Genomic DNA, 23,136 nt, shown 5'->3' with positions numbered 1-23,136 from the left:
GTTATGCGTCCTTAGCAGTCGAGATAGCAGTTGAAAGTGTGGCCTGGCGGTGTGGCCCACCGAGGTGACGCGGATAGTCCAACCCTTCCACCGCAAGCAAATCGATGTCGCTTGCGCGGTAGCAATAGCCCTGTTCGGCAATACTGACACTCACCTGTTCAAGCGCTGACTGCCTTTCACTGGTCGGGGCTTGCTGAATGACAGCATGCATCTCGTGAAGGATGCTTTTTTGCTGGCTGACCACGACGTTTAGCCGCAACGCTTTAAGAGTGAGTGCGGCGCACTGCTGGGTAATTGGCTCTGCACATAAGTTGACTAGCTCTGCTATATGGCCGTTTTCAGCCATGATCAGGCTTAGCGCAGTATCGCTGGAGCTGCTGGTTCCAATCTCTTCCAGTGCGATAACCGGGCACGCTTTGCCCGAAACCCTCTGGGCATTTGGTGCCAGTAGGCAAATGTCGGTGGCGTCGTCGGGTGCGCTGGTCAAGCTAATACCCGCCTTTTGCGCGGCTTTGTGTAGGCGTTCAAATAGCGGATGCTCACCGATCAGCGCAACGTGTTTAAAAGCACTGGCTTTCTCAATATCGGGCACAGAGTGTGGGCTGCGTGCGGCAAAAAACAGATGAATAAGCCCGGCGCGCTGGGGGGAGTCCATACAGGCTAGAAACAGCTCTCGCTCGCGGCGTAATCCGGCCTCTAGTGACTCGGCGTCCGCGCAGGCCTGAATCGCTTCAACAATGCGAAACGGCGAGAACAGTTCGGGAGAGTGTTGGTTAAGCTGGTCCAGCGTCGCAGTGATGGCCTGGGGATTCGCCGCAGGGGCAGGAAGTAGGCCGGTGATACGGGGCGTTTGTGCGCCTGCCAGCACTTTCTGGGCGGCGGCTAAACCCGCTTCAAGGGGCGATGGGGCGTCGCTAATGGCGTCGATAATGCCTGCTTCTAGCGCTTCTTCAGCCTCTACAAAGCGACCGCTGGTAATCATCTCTAATGCGCGCTCAACGCCGACTAAGCGTGGTAAACGTTGAGTACCTCCGGCGCCAGGCAGTAGGCCAAGCTTTACCTCTGGTAGCCCTACGCGGGTTCCCGTCAGCGCCACTCGGTAGTGGCAACCTAATGCCACTTCCAAACCACCGCCCAGGGCCGTGCCGTGTAGGGCGGCAATCAGTGGTTTTGGGCAGGCTTCCAGTTGGGTAATTACATCGGGGAGCAGAGGAGCTTGGGGAGGTTTCCCAAACTCACGAATATCCGCCCCGGCAATAAAAGTGCGGCCATCGGCTAGCACAACCAGCGCTTTAGCATCTGTGTCGGCAATACCTTCTTTGAGCGCGTTGATTAAGCCACTACGCACGGCGTGCCCCAAGGCATTAACCGGTGGGTTAGCGATCTGTATAACGCCTATATCGCCGTGGCGCTGGTAGTGAACGGACATAGCTTGCTCCCGTGTATGTATCGTGGCATTAAGGCTGATAAATGTTAGAAGACTGGTTTGAATCCAGCGTTGTCCAAGGCTTCTCTACGTTCTGCCATCCAGCCGGAAATAAACGCCTCTTCATCTTCAGGGGCATCCGCCTTGTAGTGTTCCCAGGCATCCATCAGTAGCGTCTGGCGCTCGACCAGCGAGTTTTGATGCGCTTCCATTTCATCTGTCCAAACCCCAGTGTCGCGATAGTAATCAACAACCGCATCGTGGAAAGGCACCACCCAGGTCATATTCTGGTTTTCCAGCGCATAACCGCTGGCGCCTGGCGCATTGTCTTTATAGTCGTCAAATGATTCGACCAGCGTGGTGATCAGACCTTGAACGGTTTCAGGAGCAAGGTCGGCATTGCTGACCATAATGGGATACGGGTAGCTGGCGCTGGCCAGTGGCTGATCGGCGTCTATACCTGCTCCCGAGGTCACGTCGTGAGGCTGAAAGTAGGGCGCAACTTCAAGTATGCGCGCCCAGCCCGCTTCATCTTCAGTGGGTAGTTCAGGCCACTGAAGGCCACGTGGACTTGCAGCAAGGCGCTGTGCCGCTGGGGTGACGGTCGTGGTGATAGCGGCATCAGCTCGTCCGCTGATGATGCCATCGAAGGCGGCGTTGTAACCCGGAAAGTCGACTCGCTCAACGTCGTCCCAGGTTAATCCGGCGAAGGCGAGATACGCCTCCGCAGCTTTATTTAGCGCGTCATCGCCGCGCAAGTACGCTAGCCGCTTACCTTCAAGATCAGCTATTGACTCGATTTCCACGTCACCGGCAACCGCCATGCCCAAGCCAAAGCTAGCAATCGACGTACTGATAACGCGAATAGGCTGCGGGCCCCAATCGGGCCGTGCAAACATCATCACGCCTTCTGAACCGTAGTAACTGGCGATACCGCATGCGCATAAATCTACACGACCGGTTTTCAGGGGTGTCATGCGCATGGTGTCATTTTCACCAGGAATAACTCTGGACTGAGTACCATGCTCTTCCTGCAACAGTTGGCTAATCGCCATGATTTGCGCATTGCCACTGGTGCCCGTGCCGTAAGCCGTCCAGTTCAGCGTACTAGGCATGGCGTTAGCGTGGCTCGTGATGAGTAATCCTGCAGCCAAGCTGCTTAGTCCGAGGGCGAGTATTGTTTTTGTGCTCATAAGTTTTCTCGACGTTTAGGTTAAGCGTTGGCAGTCAGCGAGCGCTGATGGTGGCGCTGGCTTAAACGCGCCATCAATACGGCGGGCACAAGCGCAGCAACAGCGAGGCTGATTAGCTCCCACTGGCTAAGCGGTACCATTCCGCCGCCGGGTAGCGCCAGTAGTAGACCCGCGATTAATACCAGGGCGCGAATAATGATCTCCTGCAGTGCGCCGTAGCCAAGCCGCCCAACGCCCATCAGGTAGCCCTGCATGGCGGAGGCGAACAGGATGATGCCAATCACTGCCTGGATAAACACAGCCACGATGATGAGCGGCTCACCTTGCATAATCAGCGCTGGGTTAAGCACGAACAGGAAGGGAATAAAGTAGATCACGCTACCTAGCCGCATCGCCTGCAGCCCGGTGGCCATTGGGCGGGCACCGGCCACGGTCGCGGCGGCAAAGGCACCAAGTGCAACCGGTGGAGTAATGAAACTCAGCATGCCCCAGTAAAGGATGAACATATGCACCGCCATGGGATCCAGTCCGCCGCCCTGGATCAAAGCAGGTGCCAGAGCCACCGCCAGGAAGATGTAGGCGGCGGTCACGGTCATACCAATACCCAGTACGAAGCTGGTCACGGCGCCCATCAGCAGCAATAGCGGCACACTACCGCCAGCGATGTTGATAAAGTCGTTGGCGATGGTGCCGGAAAGGCCGGTCATAGAGAGCGCGCCGACCAACATGCCCACGCCTGCCAAAATCGCGATAAGCTCGGCGAACAGTTTTGCCGCTGATGAAAGCGTATCGGCCACATCTTTCCAGCCCCAGCGGTTGTGCTTAGAGAGCTGGTTGAGTACCAGTAACAGTGCAGTGGCGTAAAAGGGCGCTACGGCTTCGCGCTGCATAATCAACAGCATCCATACCAGTAGCGCGAAGACGAAAACAAAGTACCAGCCCTCTTTCAGGGTTTGCTTAATTGAAGGTAGCTCATCGACAGGCAAGCCTTTGATGTCATTGCGCGCCGCGTAAGCGTCAATCTGTATAAACAGACCCAGGAAATAAAGAATGGAAGGAATCACTGCCGCTAGCGCAATGGTGGCGTAGGGAACATCCAAAAACATTGCCATCACAAAGGCGGTGGCCCCCATCACTGGCGGCATTAATACACCGCCGGTTGACGCGCAGGCTTCAACACCACCTGCAAAGGAGCGGCTCATACCGATTCGACGCATGGCTGGAATGGATAGTACGCCAGTGGTCAGCACGTTGCTGATTACGCTGCCGCTCATAGAGCCCATTAGGCCACTTGAGAAGATCGAGACTTTAGCAGGACCACCGCGCACATGACCCAATAGGGCAAAGGCTAAATTAATAAAGAATTTACCCCCGCCGCTTTTTTGCAGCACCACACCAAAGACTAAAAAGCCTATCACCAGACCTGCAAAAGCCTGCAGCGGCACACCCATGATGCTTTCGGTGCTCATGGTGTGATACATGGCCGTTTCTTCAAGAGTTGAAGGAAACGCTTGAATAGGGCCGGGGACGATATCGGCCACCAGCGGGTAGAGTGAGAACACCCCGGCAATAATCGCAATCGGCAAACCACCCGCCCGGCGCGACGCTTCAATAATTAATAGCCAGAAAGCGTAGCTGGCATAAATGGCCATATCCGGGGCAGCAAATGCCCAACCACGTTCAAGAATCGGTACGGCGTTATAAACAAAGTAGCCACCGATGATAAGCGTAGTGGCACTGAGTAAATAGTCGTACCACGGGATAGGCTGCTCTTGCTGGCTACTTCGCATGGGCCAGAGCAAAAAAACAAGCGGTAGTAAAAGTGCGACGACCGCATAGTAGAACTGTGTTTCCAGGCCAGTCACAAAAGTAAGCCAGCCAATATTAAACAGGTAATCCAGGGTCATCAGCATCAAGACCACGGTGACCGTGCCTGGTACCCAGCGCAACGCGGTGGGAAGCTGACGAATTTGGCTGATTTTTTCTTTAACCTGCTGAGTGTTCGCAGGCGAGGTATCTGTGGTCATTGGGACATCCGTCAATCAGCAAGGGGCGGCGAACGCCGCCCCGTGGAGTCTTACTCGAAGATCGGTTCGAAGCCGGCATCGTTCAGTGCGGTGGCGCGGGCTTCCATCCAGTCGGCAGTAAATGCTTCATTATCACTGGGCGCGTCTTGCATAAAACTTTCCCAAGCACTTAGCAGCACGTTCTGACGCTCAACGAGCTTGTCTTGATGTGCCTGCATTTCATCAGTCCACACATCAATCTCTTTGTAGTACTCCACTACAGCATCGTGAAACGGCACTACCCACTGAAGATCCTGCTGCTCAAAGGCATAGCCAAGCGCTCCTGGAGCGTTGTCTTTATAGTCGTCAAAATTTTCCTGCATTGCTTTGATCAGGCCATATGCGACGTTGTCTTCCAAATCCTGGTTGGCAACCACGATGGGGTAAGGGTAGCTGGCGCTGGGCACAGGATTGTCGGCACTAATGCCGCCTGCGCCGGCAGTGACTTCATGGGGGCGGAAGTAAGGTGCAACGGCGGCCATACGCTCCCAGCCTGCTTCATCTTCCGGGTCCAGCACTGGCCAGCTGATGCCACGTGGGCTGCTGGCAAGCTGCTGGGCAGGCGGCGTCACCGTGGTAGTGAACGAGGCGTCTACATCACCAGCGATAATGCCGTCAAAAGAACGCCCGTAGCCGGGGTAATCAACCCGTTCTACGTCGTCCCAGGTAAGACCTCCAAAAGCGAGATACGCCTCGGTGCCTTTATTAAGCGCATCGTCACCGCGGATATAGGCAATGCGCTTGCCCGCCAAGTCGGCAGGTGTTTCAACGTCCAAGTCGCCCGCGACCGCAAGGGATAGGCCAAAAGAGGCAGTCGACGTGGTAATGACGCGCAGCGGCTGAGGGCCCCAGTCACGGTCAGCAAACATCATTACACCTTCCGCACCGTAGTAGCTGGCGATGCCGCAGGCGCAAAGATCAACGCGGCCCTGCTTAAGGGGGGTCATACGCGATACGTCGTTATCACCTGGCAGTATACGTACCGATGAGTTGTACTTATTTTGCAGCATATTGCCAATGGCGACGGCTTGGGCGTAGCCACTAGAGTTGGTGCCATAGGCGGTCCAGGCCATGGTGTTAGGTAGTTCAACTTCACTTGCATGGCTGATCGAAGCGCCGAGGAGTGAGAGAGGTAGGGCGGCAACGAGTAGGCGGTATGTTAATGGGCGCATTTAGATGCTCCTTTATTGTGGTTGTGATGACAGTGGTGGTTACGTTCCGTTACTTTATGTTTTGCTATGCGGTATTGTATTTTGCTAAGTGGTCGGATGATAGTAGAGAAGCCGCTGGGTAGCTGTCAATGCCGTTGTCTTCAGCAACGTTTGTTGGTAATGGATAGACACAAAAAAGCCAGGCAATGGCCTGGCTTTTCAAAGAGATAGCTCAATTAATGCATTAGGAAAATTCTCGCCAAGCCGCGTAAGTACTCAGAAATACCCGCCCCGTTAGCGCCTCCAGGAAGTCACTCTTTTTTAGCTGGTCCATCACGGGGCCTTTGACTTCAGATAAATGCAGCTTCACATCGGAGTCTTTCAAGCGTGCGTTGATCGCATCCAGGCTCTCAAGTGCCGAGGCATCGATTAGATTAACCGCTGAGCAGATCAGCACCACGTGCTCAAGCTCAGGATGGCTGGCGACGAGGTTATATACGGTGTCTTCCAAATAGCGGGCATTCGCAAAATAGAGGCTTTCATCTATGCGTAGCAGCGCCACGTTATTGACTGTTTCCACATCGTGGCGGGTAGTGTTTCTAAAGTGTTCAGTACCGGGAACGCGACCTACCAAGGCGCTGTGAGGACGGCTGGTACGGTAAAGAAATAGCGCTATTGAAAGGGTGACACCGCCGATAATGCCCGCTTCAACGCCTTCACATAGTGTGAGCACGATAGTCACCGCCATCGCGGCAAAATCGCTCCGAGAGTAGCGCCAGGTTTGGCGCAACATGGGGATATCCACGAGCGTTAAGATGGAAACGGTAATCGTCGCCGCTAGCGTTGCAATGGGTAGATAATAGAGCCAACCGGTAAATAACATAGTGACCAGCGCAATACCCAATGCCGCAAAGGCACCGGCAGCGGGGGTTTGTGCGCCTGCATCGTAGTTAATCACCGTGCGAGAAAGGCCACCAGTCACGGGCATGCCACTTGAAAAACCAGCGGCAAGATTGCTGGCCCCCAGACCCACTAACTCTTGGTTTGGTGAAATGCGCTGGCGCCGTTTAGCGGCGAGCATTTGACCCATGGAAACCGATTCCACAAAGCCTACTAGGCTAATCAGTAACGCAGGAATCAATAGAGCCCGCCATAGCGAGTAGTCTCCCCAAGGAAAACTCAAAGTGGGTAAGCCACTTGGAATGCTACCCACTACGGTTACACCAGTCTCAGCTAATTGCCAGTGCCAGGTGATTAAGGTGGTAATGACCACTGCGAATACCGGACCGGCTTTTGCAATCAAGTCCGCTAAAGAGAGGGGTAAGCCTAATTTGTGCAGGGTGGCTTTGCCGTGGCGTCGCAGAACAATCAAAAATAGAAGGGTTCCGCCGCCAATCAGTAAGGTGGGTAAGTGGTAGGTAGGTAAATTGGGTACTAGTGTGACCAGGCGCTCCACGAGAGTGAAACCGCTGCTTTCAATCCCCAGCAAGCTGCCAAGTTGGCTAGCCGCGATCAAAATGCCCGATGCCGTTAAGAAGCCGGAGATCACCGGGTGACTTAGGAAGTTGCTGAAAAAGCCCATTTTAAGCAGGCCCATTACCACCAACATTCCCCCTGAGAGCAGCGACAGTATTAGCGCAGCCTGTAAATAGATGTCGGTCCCCGTTGGTGCTACCGACGAGAGAGCCGCGCCGGTCATCAGCGCGATGATAGCCACTGGCCCGACCGCCAGTGTTTTGCTGGTACCAAACAGGGTGTAGACCAATTGCGGCAAAATACTGGCGTACAGACCAACTACGGCAGGTAGCCCCGCCAACAGCGCATAGGCAAGTGACTGAGGAATGACCATCACTGTGACGATCAATCCCGCCAAAAGGTCGGCCCCCAGCAGGCGTTTATGATAGTGGGGCAGCCACGTCAAAATGGGCAAATAGCGCTTTAGCATGGGGTCCAGGTGTTTTGGGTAGTGTAGAAGAGAAAGGGTAAGGGATATTTCATTTAGTTGCAGTGCTTATATTCATTTGCTCTTCACTAACCTGATGCTGGAAAGGAGGCTTGAGTGTTCGGCCTCTTCCCCCAAAGTGCTACTTCTTTCATTAGCGTAACCCGCTAAGATTAGCTGCAAAGTGGAGTTAAGCTACTTTCTCCATGGTGTTAATTACTCAATAACGTCAATAAAAAGAGTATGACTTATGCGTGTGCTGCTATTGCTGGTTCCACTGCTGCTGTTGGCAATGTCGTTGGGCCTTGCCGCTCAAGGCGGGCTGTTGATTTACGCGGGGCTACTGTTCGCTGCCTTAGGAGGTGGGGCTAGTTTGCTCATTGCGCTGGAGGGTGTTTATCGTGCAGATCAGCGTCGTCTGGAGCAGCGACAGCGTGGTTTTAAATCGTTGCGCGATTATCGTTCTCTACGCGCTATGGCCTACCGGTTAATGAACCGGGCTAGTAGTACCGCAATTGCCTCGGCAGAAGTCTCGCACTATGCCGATCTGATGGATCAGCGCCTCACCCAGCAAGAAACCATGGCCCGAGAGGCTTCATCCAGCATGACCGCCATTAACGCCGCTATTATGCAGGTCAGTGCCAGCGCCAGCCAAGTAGCGGCGTTAGCCGAGAGCGCTCGGGAAGCCAGTCATCATAACCATGCAGAACTAGACGATATCATTCAGGATATGAGCGATGTTGCCGAGCGCTCCCATCAAGCGCTGGGAATGCTCACCGCGTTGAACGACAAAATTGAGCGAGTGCGCAGCGTCACCTCGATGATTGAGGATATTGCCGAACAGACCCATTTGCTATCGCTTAATGCCTCTATTGAAGCGGCGCGCGCCGGTGAGCACGGCAGAGGGTTTGCCGTCGTGGCTGGTGAAGTACGCAATTTAGCACTGAAGACCTCCACCGCTACACAGAGTGTTGATGAGCTCGTCAAGGATATGCATGCGAGTGGGCAAACCGTGGTCGACACCATTGGGGATTTAATGGCTCGTATCAGCGAGCGATCAAAAGGCCTGCAGGTAGTGGGCAATAGCCTCAGTACTATGACGCAAGAATTTGATCAGGTGCAGAGCGAAATTACCCGTGTCGCCGATGCGATGGAGAATACCCGTCAGCATAGCCAAACCGTCGCCGACAGCCTGCGTCAGTTAGAAGATGATGTCGACGAAGGCAACCGCAATATGCACGACTTGGCAGAACAGGCCCGTGCATTGATGGAAGCCGCAGAAGGCGTCGATGGAGAACTGGCGCAACAGCATTTAGAAGGACGCCACCAGCAGGTTTATCATGCTGCACGATTAACCGCTGACAAATTAGGCAAGCTGCTTGAAAAGGCGATTGCCAGCGGCGAGCTTTCAGAAACCAAACTGTTTCAGCCCCATTACGAACAAATTCCCGGCACCCAGCCGCCACTGTATAAAACCGGTTTTGATACCTTTACCGACAAGCATTTGCCTAGCTTGCAGGAGCCACTGCTGACGCAATTGGGCTTGAGCTACGCGATTGCCTGTGACCGTAAAGGCTATGTGCCGACCCATAATCAAGCGGTCAGCCGAGAACCCACCGGCGAGTACGCGCACGACTTGAAGTTTTGCCGCAGCAAACGAATTTTTGATGACCCTACTGGTAGCCGCTGTGGTGCCCATGAAAAACCATTACTGCTACAAACTTACAAGCGCGATACCGGAGAGATCATGCATGATCTCTCGGTGCCGGTATATGTGCAGGGTAAACACTGGGGCGGCTTCCGGGTGGGTTATCAACCTGAACGTGATACAGCATCCACGCCGTTGCTTGAAACAAGCTCAGGGGCTGGCTCACCTCCTCCACCGGCATTAACTAGCCGTCGCGTAGCGCGTGCGTGATTGCCACGCCGACCAAGAGTAGAGCGCGAGCCCGATCCAAATAAGCACAAAGGTCGCCAATTGGATAATGCCCAGAGGCTCGCCGAATACGGTTAACGCGATCAGGAATTGAATGCTGGGGTTGATGTACATCAAAAACCCCAGGGTCGCTAATCGCAATCGACGAGCCGCGCCTGCAAATGCCATTAACGGTAGCGCCGTCAATGCACCGCTGGCGATCAATAGGCTCGTCGTTGAGGTATTCTGCATAAAGTGTGATGTGCCGTTCCAGCTTAACCAGGTCAGTGCGATCAGGGCGAGGGGGAATAGCAGCAGGGTTTCCACAAACAGCCCTGATAAACCGTCCAGCGGTACCTGCTTGCGAAACAAGCCGTAACTGCCGAAGCTTAACGCCAATAGCAGACTAATCCAGGGCAGCTCGCCAAGCATTACGAACTGCGTAGCAATCGCGATACTGGCCAAGCCCAGCGCCACCAGCTGCAATTTAGCCATCACTTCCCGCAGCACCAGCATGCCGAGCGCGACGTTTACTAGCGGTGTTAAGAAGTAGCCCAGGCTCGCCTGTAATACCTGTTTGGACTCCACTGCATAGATATAGATGCCCCAGTTAAAGGCAATCAGCAGGGCGCAGGCCAACACCCGCCCCAACCGCCTAGGTTCACCAAGTGCCGCGACCACCGGTGGCCAGCGGCGCAGTATAGTGATCAGGCCGACCAAAAACAGGCATGCCCAAATAATACGGTGAATCAATATTTCAAAAGCGGGAACACCGTCAAACAAGGCAAAAAATAGCGGAAAACAGCCCCACATCGTGTAGGCGGTTAGCCCAAACATAACGCCTTTGACTGCGTCAGGGTCGCGTGTTGGAGTAGGAAGCATAGCAGCCTCATTATTTAAAGATGCTAATCTAGCATAAACGTTGCCTTGAGACTGACGAATTGGAGGTGTTAAGTGAGTCAACTTAGGAACACGCTAGTGCAGTGCGATTTGCGTTGGGAAGACCCTCAGGCCAACCACGCTCATCTTGAGCAGTTACTCGGCGAACTGGATAGCCGTGATACGGACCTTATTGTATTGCCTGAAATGTTTGCCACTGGCTTCACAATGAATTCCCGCGAAATGGCTCAGCCGATGGCAGAGAGCCAGAGCGTTGCTTGGCTGCAGGCCCAGGCGAAGGCCCGTAACTGCGTGATGACCGGCAGTGTGGCGATCGAAGAGAACGGTGAATTTTATAACCGATTGATTTGGGCGACGCCGCAGGGAGAGTTAACCCATTACGATAAGCGCCACTTGTTTCGTATGGCCGGTGAGCACGAACGTTACGGGATGGGTAGTGAGCGCAAAGTGGTGGAGCTCAATGGCTTTAAGCTGCTGTTAAGCGTTTGCTATGACCTGCGTTTTCCGGTGTGGATGCGCCAGCAGCCAGCAGAAGGTGAGCATTTCGAGTATGATGCGCTGCTGTGTATCGCCAATTGGCCAGCACCGCGTCGTCACCCCTGGCGTACGCTGCTACAGGCCCGCGCGGTAGAGAACCTAAGCTATGTGATTGGCGTTAATCGCGTTGGAGAGGATGCCAAAGGGCTTGCCTATAGCGGCGACTCCTTATTGGTCGACTTCAAAGGCGAAGCGTTAATTGATAAACCTGCCCATACCCCGTTTATAGAGACGGGCAAGCTGGATAAAACTGCCCTTGATGCTTTTCGTGAAAAATTCCCTGCCTGGCAAGATGCCGACCATTTTAAGCTGCTGCCAGGAGTGGGTTAATGATGCGCCTTGATCGCTTTTTGAGTGAAACTTCGCCGCTGACTCGCAGCCTTGCAAAACGGGCGCTCAAAAATGGTGAAGTCACCTTAAACGGTGAGCCAATTAAACAGTCGGCGACTCAAATCGATACCGATAATGATGTCGTGGTGTTAAATGGCGAACGGCTAGCGCTGGTAGGCGTTCGTTATATTATGCTGCACAAGCCTGTTGACGTTGAGTGCAACGCCCGTCGTGGTCTTTACCCACGGGCGATCGATCTAATCGATGTGCCCAAAGCCGAGCGCCTTCAGCCGGTAGGGCGGTTAGATGTGGATACTACGGGACTGCTGCTATTAACTGACGATGGTCATTGGTCGCATCGGGTTACCTCGCCTCGCCATCGCTGCGCCAAAGTGTATATCGCTGAGCTAGCTGAACCCATGGAAGGGGCGGCGGCAGAGTGGGCGATTGGCCAAGTAGCGGAGGGCATTATGCTGGATGGCGAGGAGACGCTGACTCAGCCAGCCACCCTAAGGTTTCTATCGCCAACTCAAGCTGAGTTGACGATTACCGAAGGGCGCTATCACCAGGTGAAGCGCATGTTTGCTGCCTTGGGTAACCATGTGAACTCACTGCACCGTAGTTCCATTGGGGATTTGGCTCTGGATGAAAGTTTGGCTCCTGGCGAATGGCGGGAGTTAACCGCCGAAGAAATCGCGCTTTTCTGAATTCTGCTTTACACCCTATTTGCCGCTTCACGCATTGGAAGCGGCTTTATTTTTGGCAAAATCTTTATACCGTTATCTTGCAGGCTTGCCTCGGCAATTCTCATTATGGTGCTAATCAGATAGAAACGTCGTCAGTTAAAGCGGCCATCCACCAGCACGGTTGCAATTGCATCGTCAGCCTTTACCTAGTCAGTTGTAAGAGGCCAGATGCGCGGCGGCAATCAGCGCTTGGGTATAAGCGTGCTGAGGTGCTGAAAGCACTTCCAGGCAGGGGCCTTGTTCGACCACTTCGCCATCTTTGAGCACCATAATGCGGTGCGCCATTGCGCGAATAACGGCTAAATCGTGGCTAATAAACAGATAGCTCAGTTGGTGGCGGGCCTGTAGATCACGCAGTAGCGTCACTAGCTGCTTCTGCACCGTGCGATCTAACGCAGAGGTGGGTTCATCAAGCACCAGTAGTTCCGGCTCCAAGATAATCGCTCGGGCTACGGCAATCCTTTGGCGCTGACCGCCGGAGAATTCATGGGGGTAGCGCGCGGCGCAGCTCTTGGGTAAGCCCACTTCATGCAGTGTTTGATTAACCCGCTGGGTGACTTCCTCATCTGTAAGGTGGGGGTAATGAAAGCGCAATCCCTCGCTCACGATATCAAACACCGGCATACGCGGTGAAAGCGCGCCATAGGGGTCTTGAAACACTATCTGCAAACGGTGGCGTTGGCGGCGCAAATCGTCACCGGTTAGGCTGCTTAACTGATCACTACCTAAAGTGATGTCACCTTGGCTGCTCACCAGTCGCATGACAGCGGATGCCAGCGTGGTTTTACCCGAGCCGGACTCACCCACAATGCCCAGGGTCTCACCCGGTTGGATATAAAAATCGGTAGGTTGAACCGCCACAAAGGGTGGGGGCTGGCGCTTGAATAGCCCCGTTTTCGGCCGTTTAAAGCTAACACTTAACTGACGAGCCGTGAGCAGCGGCGGGGCTTTTACTATGGCCTGGGGTCTACCTTCCGGCTCAGCAGCGAGTAGCGCTTTAGTGTAATCGCTTTGCGGTTGCTGAAAGACTTGCTCTACCGGGCCGATTTCTTGGATGTCCCCCTGGTACATCACGCAAATGCGATCTGCATGACGTCGCACCAGATTTAAGTCATGGCTGATAAACAGCATGCCCATGCCATGGTGATCGCGGAGCTCACGCAGCAAGGCGAGAATCTCTTGCTGTACGGTGACGTCCAGCGCTGTGGTGGGTTCATCGGCAATGAGCAGTGAGGGATTGTTGGCAATTGCCATGGCAATCATCACCCGCTGACGCTGACCTCCTGAAAGCTGATGGGGCCAAGCCTCCAGTAACTCATCGGCACGCGGCAGTTTCACTTGTTCCAACAGCTCTTTGCTGCGCTTACGCGCCGCGTGGCCGCGCAGGCCCTGATGCAAGCGAAGTGTCTCACCAATCTGCTTACCAACGCGATGTAATGGGTTCAGCGAGGTCATCGGTTCCTGGAAGATAAAGCCAACACGATTCCCGCGCACGCCGTTCCACTGCGCTTCCGTTAAGCTAGCAAGGTTGGTATCTCCCAGCCATCGTTCGCCCTGGATAGAAGCATTACTCGGTAGCAAATTGACCATGCCCAGTGCCGAGACTGATTTGCCCGACCCCGACTCACCGACAATCGCCAGCGTTTCACCCGCATTGATAGTCAGCGAAAGGGCGTGCACAACCGGGGTCTCCCCAAAGGCGATATTGAGGTTTTCAATGCGCAGAAGTGGGTTAGGCATGGGTGACCTCCTGAGCTGTGCCGATTTGGCGCTGCTGTACGTGACGAGGGTCAAAGGCATCGCGTAGCCCTTCGCCAATAAAGACCAGTAGCGACAGCATGATTGCCAGCGTCATAAAAGCCGTGATGCCCAGCCAAGGTGCGTGCAGATTGTTTTTGCCCTGGGCTGCCAGCTCACCCAGGGAGGGAGCGCCCGGGGGTAGCCCAAAACCGAGAAAGTCCAGCGCAGTGAGTGTGCCAATGGCGCCGGTAAAGAGAAATGGAATAAACGTCAGCGTGGCGACCATGGCATTGGGCAGCACGTGTCGCCACATGATTAACCGTGACGGCAAGCCCATCGCTTTGGCCGCACGCACATACTCCAAGTTGCGCGCGCGTAGGAACTCGGCACGCACGATATCCACCAAGCCCAGCCATGAGAAGAGCAGCATGATGCCCAGCAACCACCAGAACCCTGGTTGAACAAAGCTGGCTAAAATAATGAGCAGGAACAGAACCGGCAATCCTGACCAGATTTCAGTAATTCGCTGACCGATCAAATCCACTTTGCCGCCAAAATAACCCTGCACACCGCCTATGACAACGCCAATGATCAACGACCCTGCGGTTAGCACAAGAGCAAACGCAACAGAGAGTCGGAAACCATAAATGACCCGGGCCAATACATCACGCCCTTGATCATCCGTGCCAAGCCAGTGACGTCGATCCGGTGGTGCTGGGGAAGGGCGAGTCATATTCATATCGAGGGTTTGGTAGGAGTAGGGGATCGCTGGCCAGAGAGCCCAACCATGATCACTAATTTGCTGTTGGATAAACGGGTCTAAGTAATCGGTACGCGTAGGAAGAAAGCCGTCAAATTGGGTTTCTGGGTAGTCCACTAGCATTGGTACATACCATTGGCCGTCGTACTGCATAATGATCGGCTTGTCGTTGGCGATTAGCTCGGCAAACAGGCTAATGATAAACAGCGTGGCAAATAGCCAGAGCGATATACGGGCGCGACGATTAGCTTTAAAAGCTGCCAATCTACGCTGGGTAATTGGTGATAAACGGAGTGCAAATGACGCCATTATCATGACTCCCGGGTCGAAAAATCGATACGCGGGTCTACCCACACGTAGGTCAAATCAGATACCAGCTTGAGGATTAAGCCAATCACGGTATACAGGAACAGGGTGCCGAAAATCACTGGATAATCCCGTTGCATCACCGCCTCAAAGCCAAGCAAACCCAATCCGTCCAGGGAGAAAATGACTTCTATTAACAGTGCGCCGGTAAAGAAAATCCCAATCATGGCGGCAGGCAGGCCCGCAATAATGATCAGCATGGCATTACGAAATACGTGGCCATAGAGTACGCGGCGTTCATCGGCGCCTTTAGCCCGGGCGGTAATCACATACTGTTTATGGATTTCATCGAGAAAGCTGTTTTTGGTCAGCATGGTGAGCGTAGCAAAGCTGCCAATCGCGGCGGCGATGACCGGTAGCGTAATATGCCAAAAGTAGTCTTTAACCTTTCCCCATGTTGAAAGCTGATCGAAGTCAGGCGAGGTCAAGCCGCGTAAAGGAAACAGATCCCAATAGGTCCCCCCGGCAAATAGCACGATCAGCAAAATCGCAAACAAAAAACCAGGAATGGCGTAGCCAACAATTACCAAACCCGAAGACCAGACATCGAACCGTGAGCCGTGGCGCAGGGCCTTTTTGATACCCAGGGGAATCGAGATTAAATAGACTAGCAGGGTGGTCCAAAGTCCCAGTGATATGGAAACCGGTAGGCGCTCAATCATGAGCTCGGTCACCGGTCGGTCTCGGAAAAAGCTAGTGCCAAAATCCAGAGTGAGATAGTCCGCCATCATGCCGATAAAGCGTTCGTGGGCTGGCTTGTCAAAACCAAACTGCTGCTCGAGTTGCTCGATAAAGCGTGGATCAATGCCCCTGGCACCTCGGGAATCATCGCTTACGCGCACATCGGCACCGCCCATATCCAATCGGGTGCTGGCCATGGCATCTGCGCCTTCGAAGCGTGCCAACATTTGGTCAATAGGCCCACCTGGGGCCGCCTGAACAATCATGAAATTAAGTAGCATGATGCCGAAAAGAGTCGGAATCATTAGCAGCAATCGGCGTAGGGTATAGCGTGCCACAGAGCACTCCATGGTTCTTTTAGATTAAGCCGTTGAGAATAAACCGTTGCGAATATGTCGTAGATACTACCAATCAGCGGCGGAGCTGTAGTTCTGCTTCACGGTCGGTATCTACCCACCACGCATCCATATCCATAGCGTACTTTGGAAAAGGTTCGGGATAGCCAAATTTATCCCATATCGCTATGCGAGTTTCCCCTGAGTGGTAATGGGGAATGACATAAAACCCCCAGCGCAAGACCCGATCCAGTGCCTTGGCCGCGGTATCGAGCTCTTCGCGGCCATCGGCCCGAATTAACGTTTCCACCAGTGCATCCACAGCCGGGTGGGCGAGTGCCATGCGGTTACGGCTTTGTGGCGCCTCCGCAGCGGCACTGGTCCAGAAGTCGCGCTGCTCATTTCCTGGATTATTGGACTGAGGGAAATGACTAATCACTATGTCATAGTCGTAATTGCGCTGCCGATTTAAAAACTGATTGATATCAACGATGCGCAGTGAGGTTTGAACGCCCAGCCGAGCCATATTGCGCAGCATGGGTTGGACCACACGCTCAAGGCCGGAGTCGTAGAGTAAAACCTCCAGGCTTAAGGGTTGTCCGGTTGCTTGATTCACCAGAATGCCGTCTTCAACGCGATACCCAGCCTCACGAAGAAGGCCAAGCGCTTTACGCAATCGTTCCCGCAGTTCCGTGGGTTCATTGATAGGCAACGGCTCAGTGAAGATACGGTCAGAGCCATGGGAAGCTATCAACTCCTCTCGGTAAGGCTCCAGGAGCGCCAGTTCTGCATCTGAAGGTAAGCCGGTTGCCTCCATTTCAGAATTTTGAAAAAAACTCTCGGTACGTCGGTAGGTATCGTAGAAAATATTGGTATTGAGCCAAGGAAAATCGAAGGTGAGGCTCAACGCCTCTCGCACTCGAGGGTCTTGGAACTTCTCTTTACGCAGGTTGAAGACGAATGCCTGCATCATGGAAGGATTCACGTCGGGCACTGTCAACCGCTTCACCAAGCCCTCTTCATAGGCTGGGAAGTCGTAGCCAATTGCCCAGGTGGCAGCGCGGGCATCAATACGAAAATCCGTCAGGCCCGCTTTAAACGCTTCCCAGGCAATATCTCGATCCCGGTAGTAGTCATACACAATCCGATCAATGTTGTAGCGACCAACGTTAACCGGCAGGTCTTTCCCCCAGTAATCTTCATCGCGCTGATAAACAATGCGCCGGCCTGGATCTACTTCGCTAATCCGGTAAGGACCAGAGCCAGGATGCGCAGCTAGCGTGGGTGAGGTGAATTCACGCGGTTCCCAGTAGTGGCGCGGCAGTATGGGCAGTTGAGCAACGATTAACGGCAGCTCTCTGGAGTCAGTATCGCTAAAGGTAAAGCGTACCTGATGCTCGTTTAGGGCAATGGCTTCGTCAACGCCAGCGTAGTAGCTGGCGTAAAACGGGTTGCCTTCTTCACGTAGCAGGTTCAGCGAAAACACCACATCATAAGCAGTGACGGGCTCGCCGTCTTGAAAGCGTGCTTCTGGACGCAGGTCAAATTCGATCCAATGCCGGTCAGGATCGAGGCGTACCCCCTCAGCTAGCAATCCATAAAGGCTAAACGGCTCATTCGGGTTGCTGGCCATGAGGGTATCGTAAATTTGCGAAACGCCGGTAGCAGGCGTGCCGCGAATAATAAAGGGATTGGTAGAATCGAAACTGCCCCCCACGGCAGTATGGGTGATGGTACCGCCCTTGGGGGCTTGCGGGTTTACATGTGGGAAGTAGGGGAAATCAGCGGGTAACTCGGGGCTATCGTAAAGCGATAGCCCGTGAACGGTCTCAACAGGTACCACGTTGTTAGCGTCAGTATGTAAATCACCGACAACATTGCCGCTTGAAGCGCTGATTGGTGAATCGACACTGGCGGTTACTTCTGTGGCCAGTAACGGTACGTGGATAAGCAAGCCACAGATGAGCAGAAGCGATTTCGCCAAAAACAGACCACGCGGCATTGGTGACATCCCATGTGAACAAAGCCAACTATTTAACCCGGTTTCAACGCCCTGAAAGTGTCAGGAGTTGGCCCGGTTGTAAAGCGCTGGGGCGGTCAATTGCATTCCAGCGGATTAGATCTTGCTGGTCAATATTATAACGAGCGGCAATCGCTGAGAGACTGTCGCCTCTTTCCACTCGGTGAGTGTCATTGCTGTTGGACTGCGCGATCGTTGGAACGTTACCACGAGAAAGCTGAGCCAATACCTGAGTGTCAACCTCTTCCGGGACTAGCAGTGTTTGCGCGCTGCGCGGATCAATACTGCCATTGAGCAAGCCGGGGTTTAATTCGGCTAATGCTCTCTGGCTGACATCCAGCAGTTGTGACGCTTCTGACAAGCTAACCGCATGAGCTAATTGCACTTTAGCGAAGGCAGGATCGACATGGATTTCAGGTAAACGAACGCCGTACTTCTCAGGGTCGTTGATGATAGTGGCGATCGCTTTCAGCTTAGGAACATACTGCATGGTTTCGTAGGGCAGTGAGAGATCCCAGTAATCGCCACTCAGGCCTTGCCCTTGCGCACGACGCTGGGCGTTATTAACCGTACCCGCGCCGGCGTTGTAGGCGGCTAACGAAAGCATAAGGTCACCTTCGTACCACTGGTCTGCCTGCATTTCCAGGTAGTCCAGCGCCGCGCCGGTCGATGTCACTACATCTAAGCGGCCGTCATAACTACCGTTACGCACCAAGCCCAATGCGTCACCCGTGCCTGGCATGAACTGCCATAGGCCAGCGGCACCGCGGTGGCTACGCGCCCCGGGATCGAAAGAGCTTTCCACGAACGGTATTAAGGCCACTTCACCAGGCAACCCACGCTCACTCACTTGCTGGGTAATCCAGGCAAGCCAGGGAGTCGCGCGTTCAGTAATTGTGACAATGTTTTCCGGGCTCGAACGGTAGTGTTCAATCCATTCATCCACCCGTGCCTGCGCTTCCGCTGGCAACGATTTTTCTTGCCACTGAAAGCTTTTACGTAAGGTAGTCCAGGCATCCTGGGGTTCAAGCTCTAGCGCCTCCCAAAAATGGGTTTGGAAAGGTGTAGGGTAGGGCGTGGTATCGCTTGACGACAGGTTAGATGCAGCACTCGATGAGGCGGTGGCTGCATTTGTCGATCCCGGGGTGTATTCATAGGCTTGAGAACTTGCCGCAGCGGCTAACATTAGGCCCATAATTACGGTACTGCCAGCGCTCAGCATTAAGCGCTGGCGAATCGTTCGATAGGTCATAGTTGCATTCGTTTGGTTTCGATAGCGTTCTTAGAAACGGTTCTTCCACTCGCGTAGAGTGGTGAACGTAGCGAGATCATTGTCATTAACACCCTGAGTACCTGCCGCTTGGCGCACGCTATCAGTGCCCACGCGAAGGTAGGGATTAATTTTCAGCTCGCGTCCTATCGTGCTGGGTAAGGTGGGGCGATCCAATGCCCGCGCCTTTTCACACTCCTGCAAGGCGTGTTTAACGTCTTCGTTTTCAGGGTCCGCAGCACGGGCAAACGTAAGGTTTGCCTGCGTATACTCATGGGCTGCAAAGACCAGTGTATCTTCAGGTAGTTCCGTAAATTTGTTCAATGAGGCAAACATCTGTTCTGGAGTGCCTTCGAATAAACGGCCACAACCAGCGCAAAAAAGAGTGTCGCCGCAAAAAAGGAGCGCCGGAATACCCGAAGTAAAGTAGCTGATATGATCCAGCGTATGGCCAGGTGTCGCGATGACATCAAATAAACGGCCCATGATGCGGACTTCGTCTCCGTCGCCAACCGTTTTATCAATCCCTTTAATATTGGGATTGGCTGGGCCAATGACATATGGCGAATAGCGTTTAATTAATTCCGCTAAACCACCGGTATGATCATGATGGTGATGTGTGATCAGAATGCTTTCGAGGGTTAGCGACTCACGTTCAAGAAGCTCGATCACGGGGGCCGCTTCACCTGGATCCACCACACAAACGCTTTGGCTGTTATCTTGTCTTAATAGCCAAATATAGTTGTCGCTAAGGGCAGGGATCGGTGTCACGCTCATCATCGGCGAGATCCTTTAGATTTCGAAAATACAAAATTCAGTAACCAATATGCGTCAAAACGCTAAATATAGCGCTGCTTCTTGATCATAAACTCGATCTTAAGAAAGTAGCACTGAATCGGTGTAACCAAGGCGTTCAAAAGCAGTTACTGTGGAGGGAAGCGCTGTTCATGTCAAATTCGACCACGGCCAAGACACTCGCTAAGCGCTTAATAAGTAGCCATCCTTATTGGCAGTCCGAAGCTGGCCGTTCGCTATGGGAAACGCAGCGAGCCTGTTTAGGACCGGTAGTGGAATCACGGGTGGGCGGCCACAGCCTGGAACTGAGCATGGGGCCGGCATTAATGACCATGTCTGCAATTCCTCACTCTATAAGCTGGTCGCCTACTCGTCAGTTAGCCTATAGTGATAACACCTTAATATGCCCACCTGAGCACCTAGCGCTACCAGACCGCTGTTTGGATGTGATGGTCATTCATCACTGGCTAGAGTATTTAACCGATGCCCATTTCACGCTACAGGAAGCTGCGCGGGTGACCGCCGATAATGGCATTTTGGTTCTATTTGGTTTTAACCCCATTGGTGTAAGTGGGCTGGCTCGCCAGTGGCGTAAAAAACAAGGACAGTTTCCTTGGGACGGCACATGGCGTTCTGCTAGTCGTTTGCGCGACTGGTTGGCGTTTGTCGACTTTGAGGTGGAGCGGGTAGACTATTGTTGTTTTCGTGGTCGAATGAATGCCAAGTGCGGTGAGTATTGGGAGTCGTTAGGGCGCAGACATAACTTGCCGCTAGGTGAGAGCTACATGATTCAAGCCAAGCGCCGACAGCGTCACGCACCTGTGCAGCGCTTGAAGTTTGGCTTAGAGGCCCCCGTTTCTCCCGCCTCATTAGGTGTCACCCGATCAGGATCATCGGCCCACTACCAACCTTACCAAGAGCTCCCAACTAACGCTCAGACTCATCAAGCAAAGGCTCATCAAAACAAGGATTAAGAGATTGACTAAAGAGGCTGCCGGACATCTACCACGGGTAACGGTGTACACCGATGGAGCTTGTCGGGGCAATCCAGGCCCTGGCGGTTGGGGCGTTGTGCTAGCCAGCGGCGAGCACGAAAAGACGTTAAAAGGATACGAAGCAGACACCACCAATAATCGTATGGAGTTAATGGCCGCTATTATGGCCTTACGAACGTTGAATACGGCCTGTGAAGTGGCGTTATGGACGGACTCACAATATGTTCGCCAAGGTATTACACAGTGGATTCATAATTGGATAAAGCGTGGTTGGAAAACGGCTGCTAAGCAACCGGTTAAGAACGCTGAACTATGGAAAACGCTGCACGAAGAGACCCAACGCCACAGGGTAGAATGGCACTGGGTGAAAGGGCACAGCGGCCATCCTGGAAACGAACGGGCTGACTCACTGGCCAATGAAGCCATTGATGAGCACCAAAAAAGGAGAGCGTGATGCGCCAGGTAATCCTAGATACTGAGACTACGGGTATCGACCCTAAAGATGGCCATCGCTTGGTAGAAATTGGCGCGATTGAGATGGTTAACCGCCGTTTTACTGGCCGCACCTATCATCAGTATATTAACCCCGAGCGCCATATCGATGCTGAAGTGGTCGCCGTTCACGGGATTGACGATGCTAGAGTGGCCAATGAGCCGGTGTTCGCGGAAATAGCCGACGATTTCTGGGCCTTTATTGAAGGCGCCGAGCTGGTAATTCATAACGCCCCCTTCGATGTGGGGTTTATTGACCACGAACTGGGCATGCTCAATCAGCGGCGTAAAGCCCCTGCTTTGGGGCCGGTGCGTGATCACTGCGCGGTGTTGGATACCTTGACGATGGCCCGGGCCATGCACCCAGGCCAGCGCAATAGCCTCGATGCGTTGTGCAAGCGTTATGATATTGATAATGGCCACCGTGTTTTACACGGCGCTCTTTTAGACTCCGAAATCCTCGCGGAAGTTTATTTGGCGATGACCGGTGGGCAAACTGCGCTGACGTTAGATGCGGCCTCTGCAGCGGAGCAGGAGCAGGCTGACACCTCTAATGAAGGGCTATCGATTCAGCGTCTATCGCTCACGCCAGGTCAGTTGCGCGTGGTGCGCCCAACCGAGCAAGAGCAAGCGGCGCATAAGGCGAAGTGCGAAGCGCATCAGCTAACGTGGTTTGAGGGTGCGTCCAGCGATGCTTAGGCGAGAAATTCCTCATCATGAACCGGCCGGCCGGGTAATTCGTCTTTCGCGCAGTATGTTGGCGCCTGCCCCGTTAGCCGGCAGTGGCGAGCTAACCCCGCTGCAGCCTTATCAGCCTTGGACAGAGCAGATGCAGCCACTGTGTTACTGGGATGATGAGCCGGTAGCACTGCTGGTTGAGCCTCAGGCTGGAAGTGGCTGGATTGACGGTCGACAATGGATGAGCGAGCTTTCCACCGCTTGGTTTAGTCTGCTCTCTACGGCGCTTCAGGTGGGTGCATGGTTAGAAAACCACCGCTTCTGCGGGCGCTGTGGTGCACCAGCCACCAAGCTTACTTCAGAATTTGCCATGCACTGTCACGCTTGCGGGCACCGCAATTACCCCCGAATTTCACCTTGCATTATTACCCTAGTGACCAGTGGGGAAGCGATGCTGTTGGCGCGAAGTCCACGTTTTCCGCCAGGTCGTTACTCAACGTTGGCTGGGTTTATCGAGCCGGGAGAATCTGCGGAAGAGGCAGTGCATCGGGAGGTGTTTGAAGAAGTGGGCGTGCATATTGACCAACTGCGTTACTACCAGAGCCAAGCATGGCCATTCCCACACTCACTAATGTTTGGTTACTTTGCCGAAGCAACGACTCGTCGTATTCGCATTGATGGGGTAGAGATTAGCGATGCTGCGTGGTTTTCGCCTCGCCAGCTTCCATCTCTACCGCCGCCTTACTCGATTTCACGCGAATTGATCGAAACCCATTTGGCACGCTGGCGCGAATAAAC

Annotated in this window: 19 protein-coding genes; 7 read left to right on the top strand and 12 right to left on the bottom strand. The window is 53.7% G+C overall.

All coding sequences use genetic code 11. From position 1 onward, the window contains the following. Position 1: 1 nt before the first annotated feature. The 5 genes from AC5TBW_RS09785 to AC5TBW_RS09765 form a co-directional block, all read right to left on the bottom strand. On the bottom strand, positions 2 to 1,429 hold the full coding sequence (locus tag AC5TBW_RS09785; protein WP_495511872.1) for an enoyl-CoA hydratase/isomerase family protein: 1,428 nt from the start codon (positions 1,427 to 1,429) through the stop codon (positions 2 to 4). Between the two features lie 44 nt (positions 1,430 to 1,473). Next, positions 1,474 to 2,619, bottom strand: a complete 1,146-nt coding sequence (locus AC5TBW_RS09780; protein ID WP_495511871.1) for a TAXI family TRAP transporter solute-binding subunit — start codon at positions 2,617 to 2,619, stop codon at positions 1,474 to 1,476. Positions 2,620 to 2,639: 20 nt separating this feature from the next. After that, positions 2,640 to 4,646 (bottom strand): TRAP transporter permease, encoded by a 2,007-nt coding sequence (locus AC5TBW_RS09775; protein ID WP_495511870.1) that lies wholly within the window; start codon positions 4,644 to 4,646, stop codon positions 2,640 to 2,642. Positions 4,647 to 4,696: 50 nt separating this feature from the next. Further along, the gene (locus tag AC5TBW_RS09770) at positions 4,697 to 5,857 is read right to left on the bottom strand and encodes a TAXI family TRAP transporter solute-binding subunit (RefSeq protein ID WP_495511869.1); all 1,161 of its coding nucleotides are present in this window, start codon (positions 5,855 to 5,857) and stop codon (positions 4,697 to 4,699) included. A 223-nt stretch (positions 5,858 to 6,080) separates the two neighbouring features. Next, positions 6,081 to 7,781 (bottom strand): SulP family inorganic anion transporter, encoded by a 1,701-nt coding sequence (locus tag AC5TBW_RS09765; RefSeq protein WP_495511868.1) that lies wholly within the window; start codon positions 7,779 to 7,781, stop codon positions 6,081 to 6,083. Positions 7,782 to 8,028: 247 nt separating this feature from the next. Here AC5TBW_RS09765 and AC5TBW_RS09760 point away from each other — a divergent pair, with 247 nt between their 5' ends. Then, positions 8,029 to 9,696 carry a methyl-accepting chemotaxis protein gene (locus AC5TBW_RS09760; protein WP_495511867.1) on the top strand — a complete coding sequence of 556 codons (1,668 nt, stop codon included), beginning with the start codon at positions 8,029 to 8,031 and terminating at the stop codon, positions 9,694 to 9,696. Here the strand turns inward: AC5TBW_RS09760 and rarD are convergent. Then, on the bottom strand, positions 9,667 to 10,575 hold the full coding sequence (rarD, locus tag AC5TBW_RS09755) for an EamA family transporter RarD (RefSeq protein WP_495511866.1): 909 nt from the start codon (positions 10,573 to 10,575) through the stop codon (positions 9,667 to 9,669). The genes AC5TBW_RS09760 and rarD overlap by 30 nt on opposite strands. Before the next feature lie 72 nt (positions 10,576 to 10,647). Here rarD and AC5TBW_RS09750 point away from each other — a divergent pair, with 72 nt between their 5' ends. Beyond that, entirely contained in the window at positions 10,648 to 11,460 is an 813-nt protein-coding gene (locus tag AC5TBW_RS09750) for an amidohydrolase (protein ID WP_495511865.1), read from the top strand. A 2-nt stretch (positions 11,461 to 11,462) separates the two neighbouring features. Next, positions 11,463 to 12,167: a pseudouridine synthase gene (locus AC5TBW_RS09745; protein WP_495511941.1), complete on the top strand. Its 705-nt coding sequence runs from the start codon at positions 11,463 to 11,465 to the stop codon at positions 12,165 to 12,167. A gap of 189 nt (positions 12,168 to 12,356) precedes the next feature. Here the strand turns inward: AC5TBW_RS09745 and AC5TBW_RS09740 are convergent, their stop codons facing one another. The 6 genes from AC5TBW_RS09740 to gloB form a co-directional block, all read right to left on the bottom strand. Next, entirely contained in the window at positions 12,357 to 13,946 is a 1,590-nt protein-coding gene (locus tag AC5TBW_RS09740; RefSeq protein WP_495511864.1) for an ABC transporter ATP-binding protein, read from the bottom strand. Next, complete coding sequence (locus AC5TBW_RS09735) at positions 13,939 to 15,015, bottom strand: ABC transporter permease (RefSeq protein ID WP_495511863.1); 1,077 nt, start codon at positions 15,013 to 15,015, stop codon at positions 13,939 to 13,941. The genes AC5TBW_RS09740 and AC5TBW_RS09735 overlap by 8 nt, the downstream gene beginning before the upstream one ends. 2 nt (positions 15,016 to 15,017) lie before the next feature. After that, complete coding sequence (locus tag AC5TBW_RS09730) at positions 15,018 to 16,091, bottom strand: microcin C ABC transporter permease YejB (protein ID WP_495511862.1); 1,074 nt, start codon at positions 16,089 to 16,091, stop codon at positions 15,018 to 15,020. Positions 16,092 to 16,164: 73 nt separating this feature from the next. Further along, the gene (locus AC5TBW_RS09725; RefSeq protein ID WP_495511861.1) at positions 16,165 to 18,090 is read right to left on the bottom strand and encodes an extracellular solute-binding protein; all 1,926 of its coding nucleotides are present in this window, start codon (positions 18,088 to 18,090) and stop codon (positions 16,165 to 16,167) included. A gap of 43 nt (positions 18,091 to 18,133) precedes the next feature. After that, the gene (locus tag AC5TBW_RS09720) at positions 18,134 to 19,360 is read right to left on the bottom strand and encodes a transglycosylase SLT domain-containing protein (RefSeq protein ID WP_495511860.1); all 1,227 of its coding nucleotides are present in this window, start codon (positions 19,358 to 19,360) and stop codon (positions 18,134 to 18,136) included. A gap of 30 nt (positions 19,361 to 19,390) precedes the next feature. Then, positions 19,391 to 20,158: a hydroxyacylglutathione hydrolase gene (gene gloB, locus AC5TBW_RS09715; protein ID WP_495511859.1), complete on the bottom strand. Its 768-nt coding sequence runs from the start codon at positions 20,156 to 20,158 to the stop codon at positions 19,391 to 19,393. A gap of 167 nt (positions 20,159 to 20,325) precedes the next feature. Here gloB and AC5TBW_RS09710 point away from each other — a divergent pair, with 167 nt between their 5' ends. The 4 genes from AC5TBW_RS09710 to nudC are packed head-to-tail and all read left to right on the top strand — an operon-like array spanning position 20,326 to position 23,134. After that, positions 20,326 to 21,147 carry a class I SAM-dependent methyltransferase gene (locus AC5TBW_RS09710; protein WP_495511858.1) on the top strand — a complete coding sequence of 274 codons (822 nt, stop codon included), beginning with the start codon at positions 20,326 to 20,328 and terminating at the stop codon, positions 21,145 to 21,147. Between the two features lie 4 nt (positions 21,148 to 21,151). Beyond that, complete coding sequence (gene rnhA, locus AC5TBW_RS09705) at positions 21,152 to 21,622, top strand: ribonuclease HI (RefSeq protein ID WP_495511857.1); 471 nt, start codon at positions 21,152 to 21,154, stop codon at positions 21,620 to 21,622. Further along, positions 21,622 to 22,359, top strand: coding sequence for a DNA polymerase III subunit epsilon (gene dnaQ, locus AC5TBW_RS09700; protein ID WP_495511856.1), 738 nt, complete (start codon positions 21,622 to 21,624; stop codon positions 22,357 to 22,359). Before rnhA ends, dnaQ begins: the two co-directional genes overlap by 1 nt. Next, complete coding sequence (gene nudC / locus AC5TBW_RS09695; RefSeq protein WP_495511855.1) at positions 22,352 to 23,134, top strand: NAD(+) diphosphatase; 783 nt, start codon at positions 22,352 to 22,354, stop codon at positions 23,132 to 23,134. Before dnaQ ends, nudC begins: the two co-directional genes overlap by 8 nt. The last annotated feature ends 2 nt before the right edge of the window (positions 23,135 to 23,136 follow it).

The sequence above is a fragment of the Vreelandella sp. ssv genome (assembly GCF_059448525.1).
The sequence above is the reverse complement of the archived record's forward strand: the minus strand, read 5'-3'. Positions and strand labels throughout refer to the sequence as shown.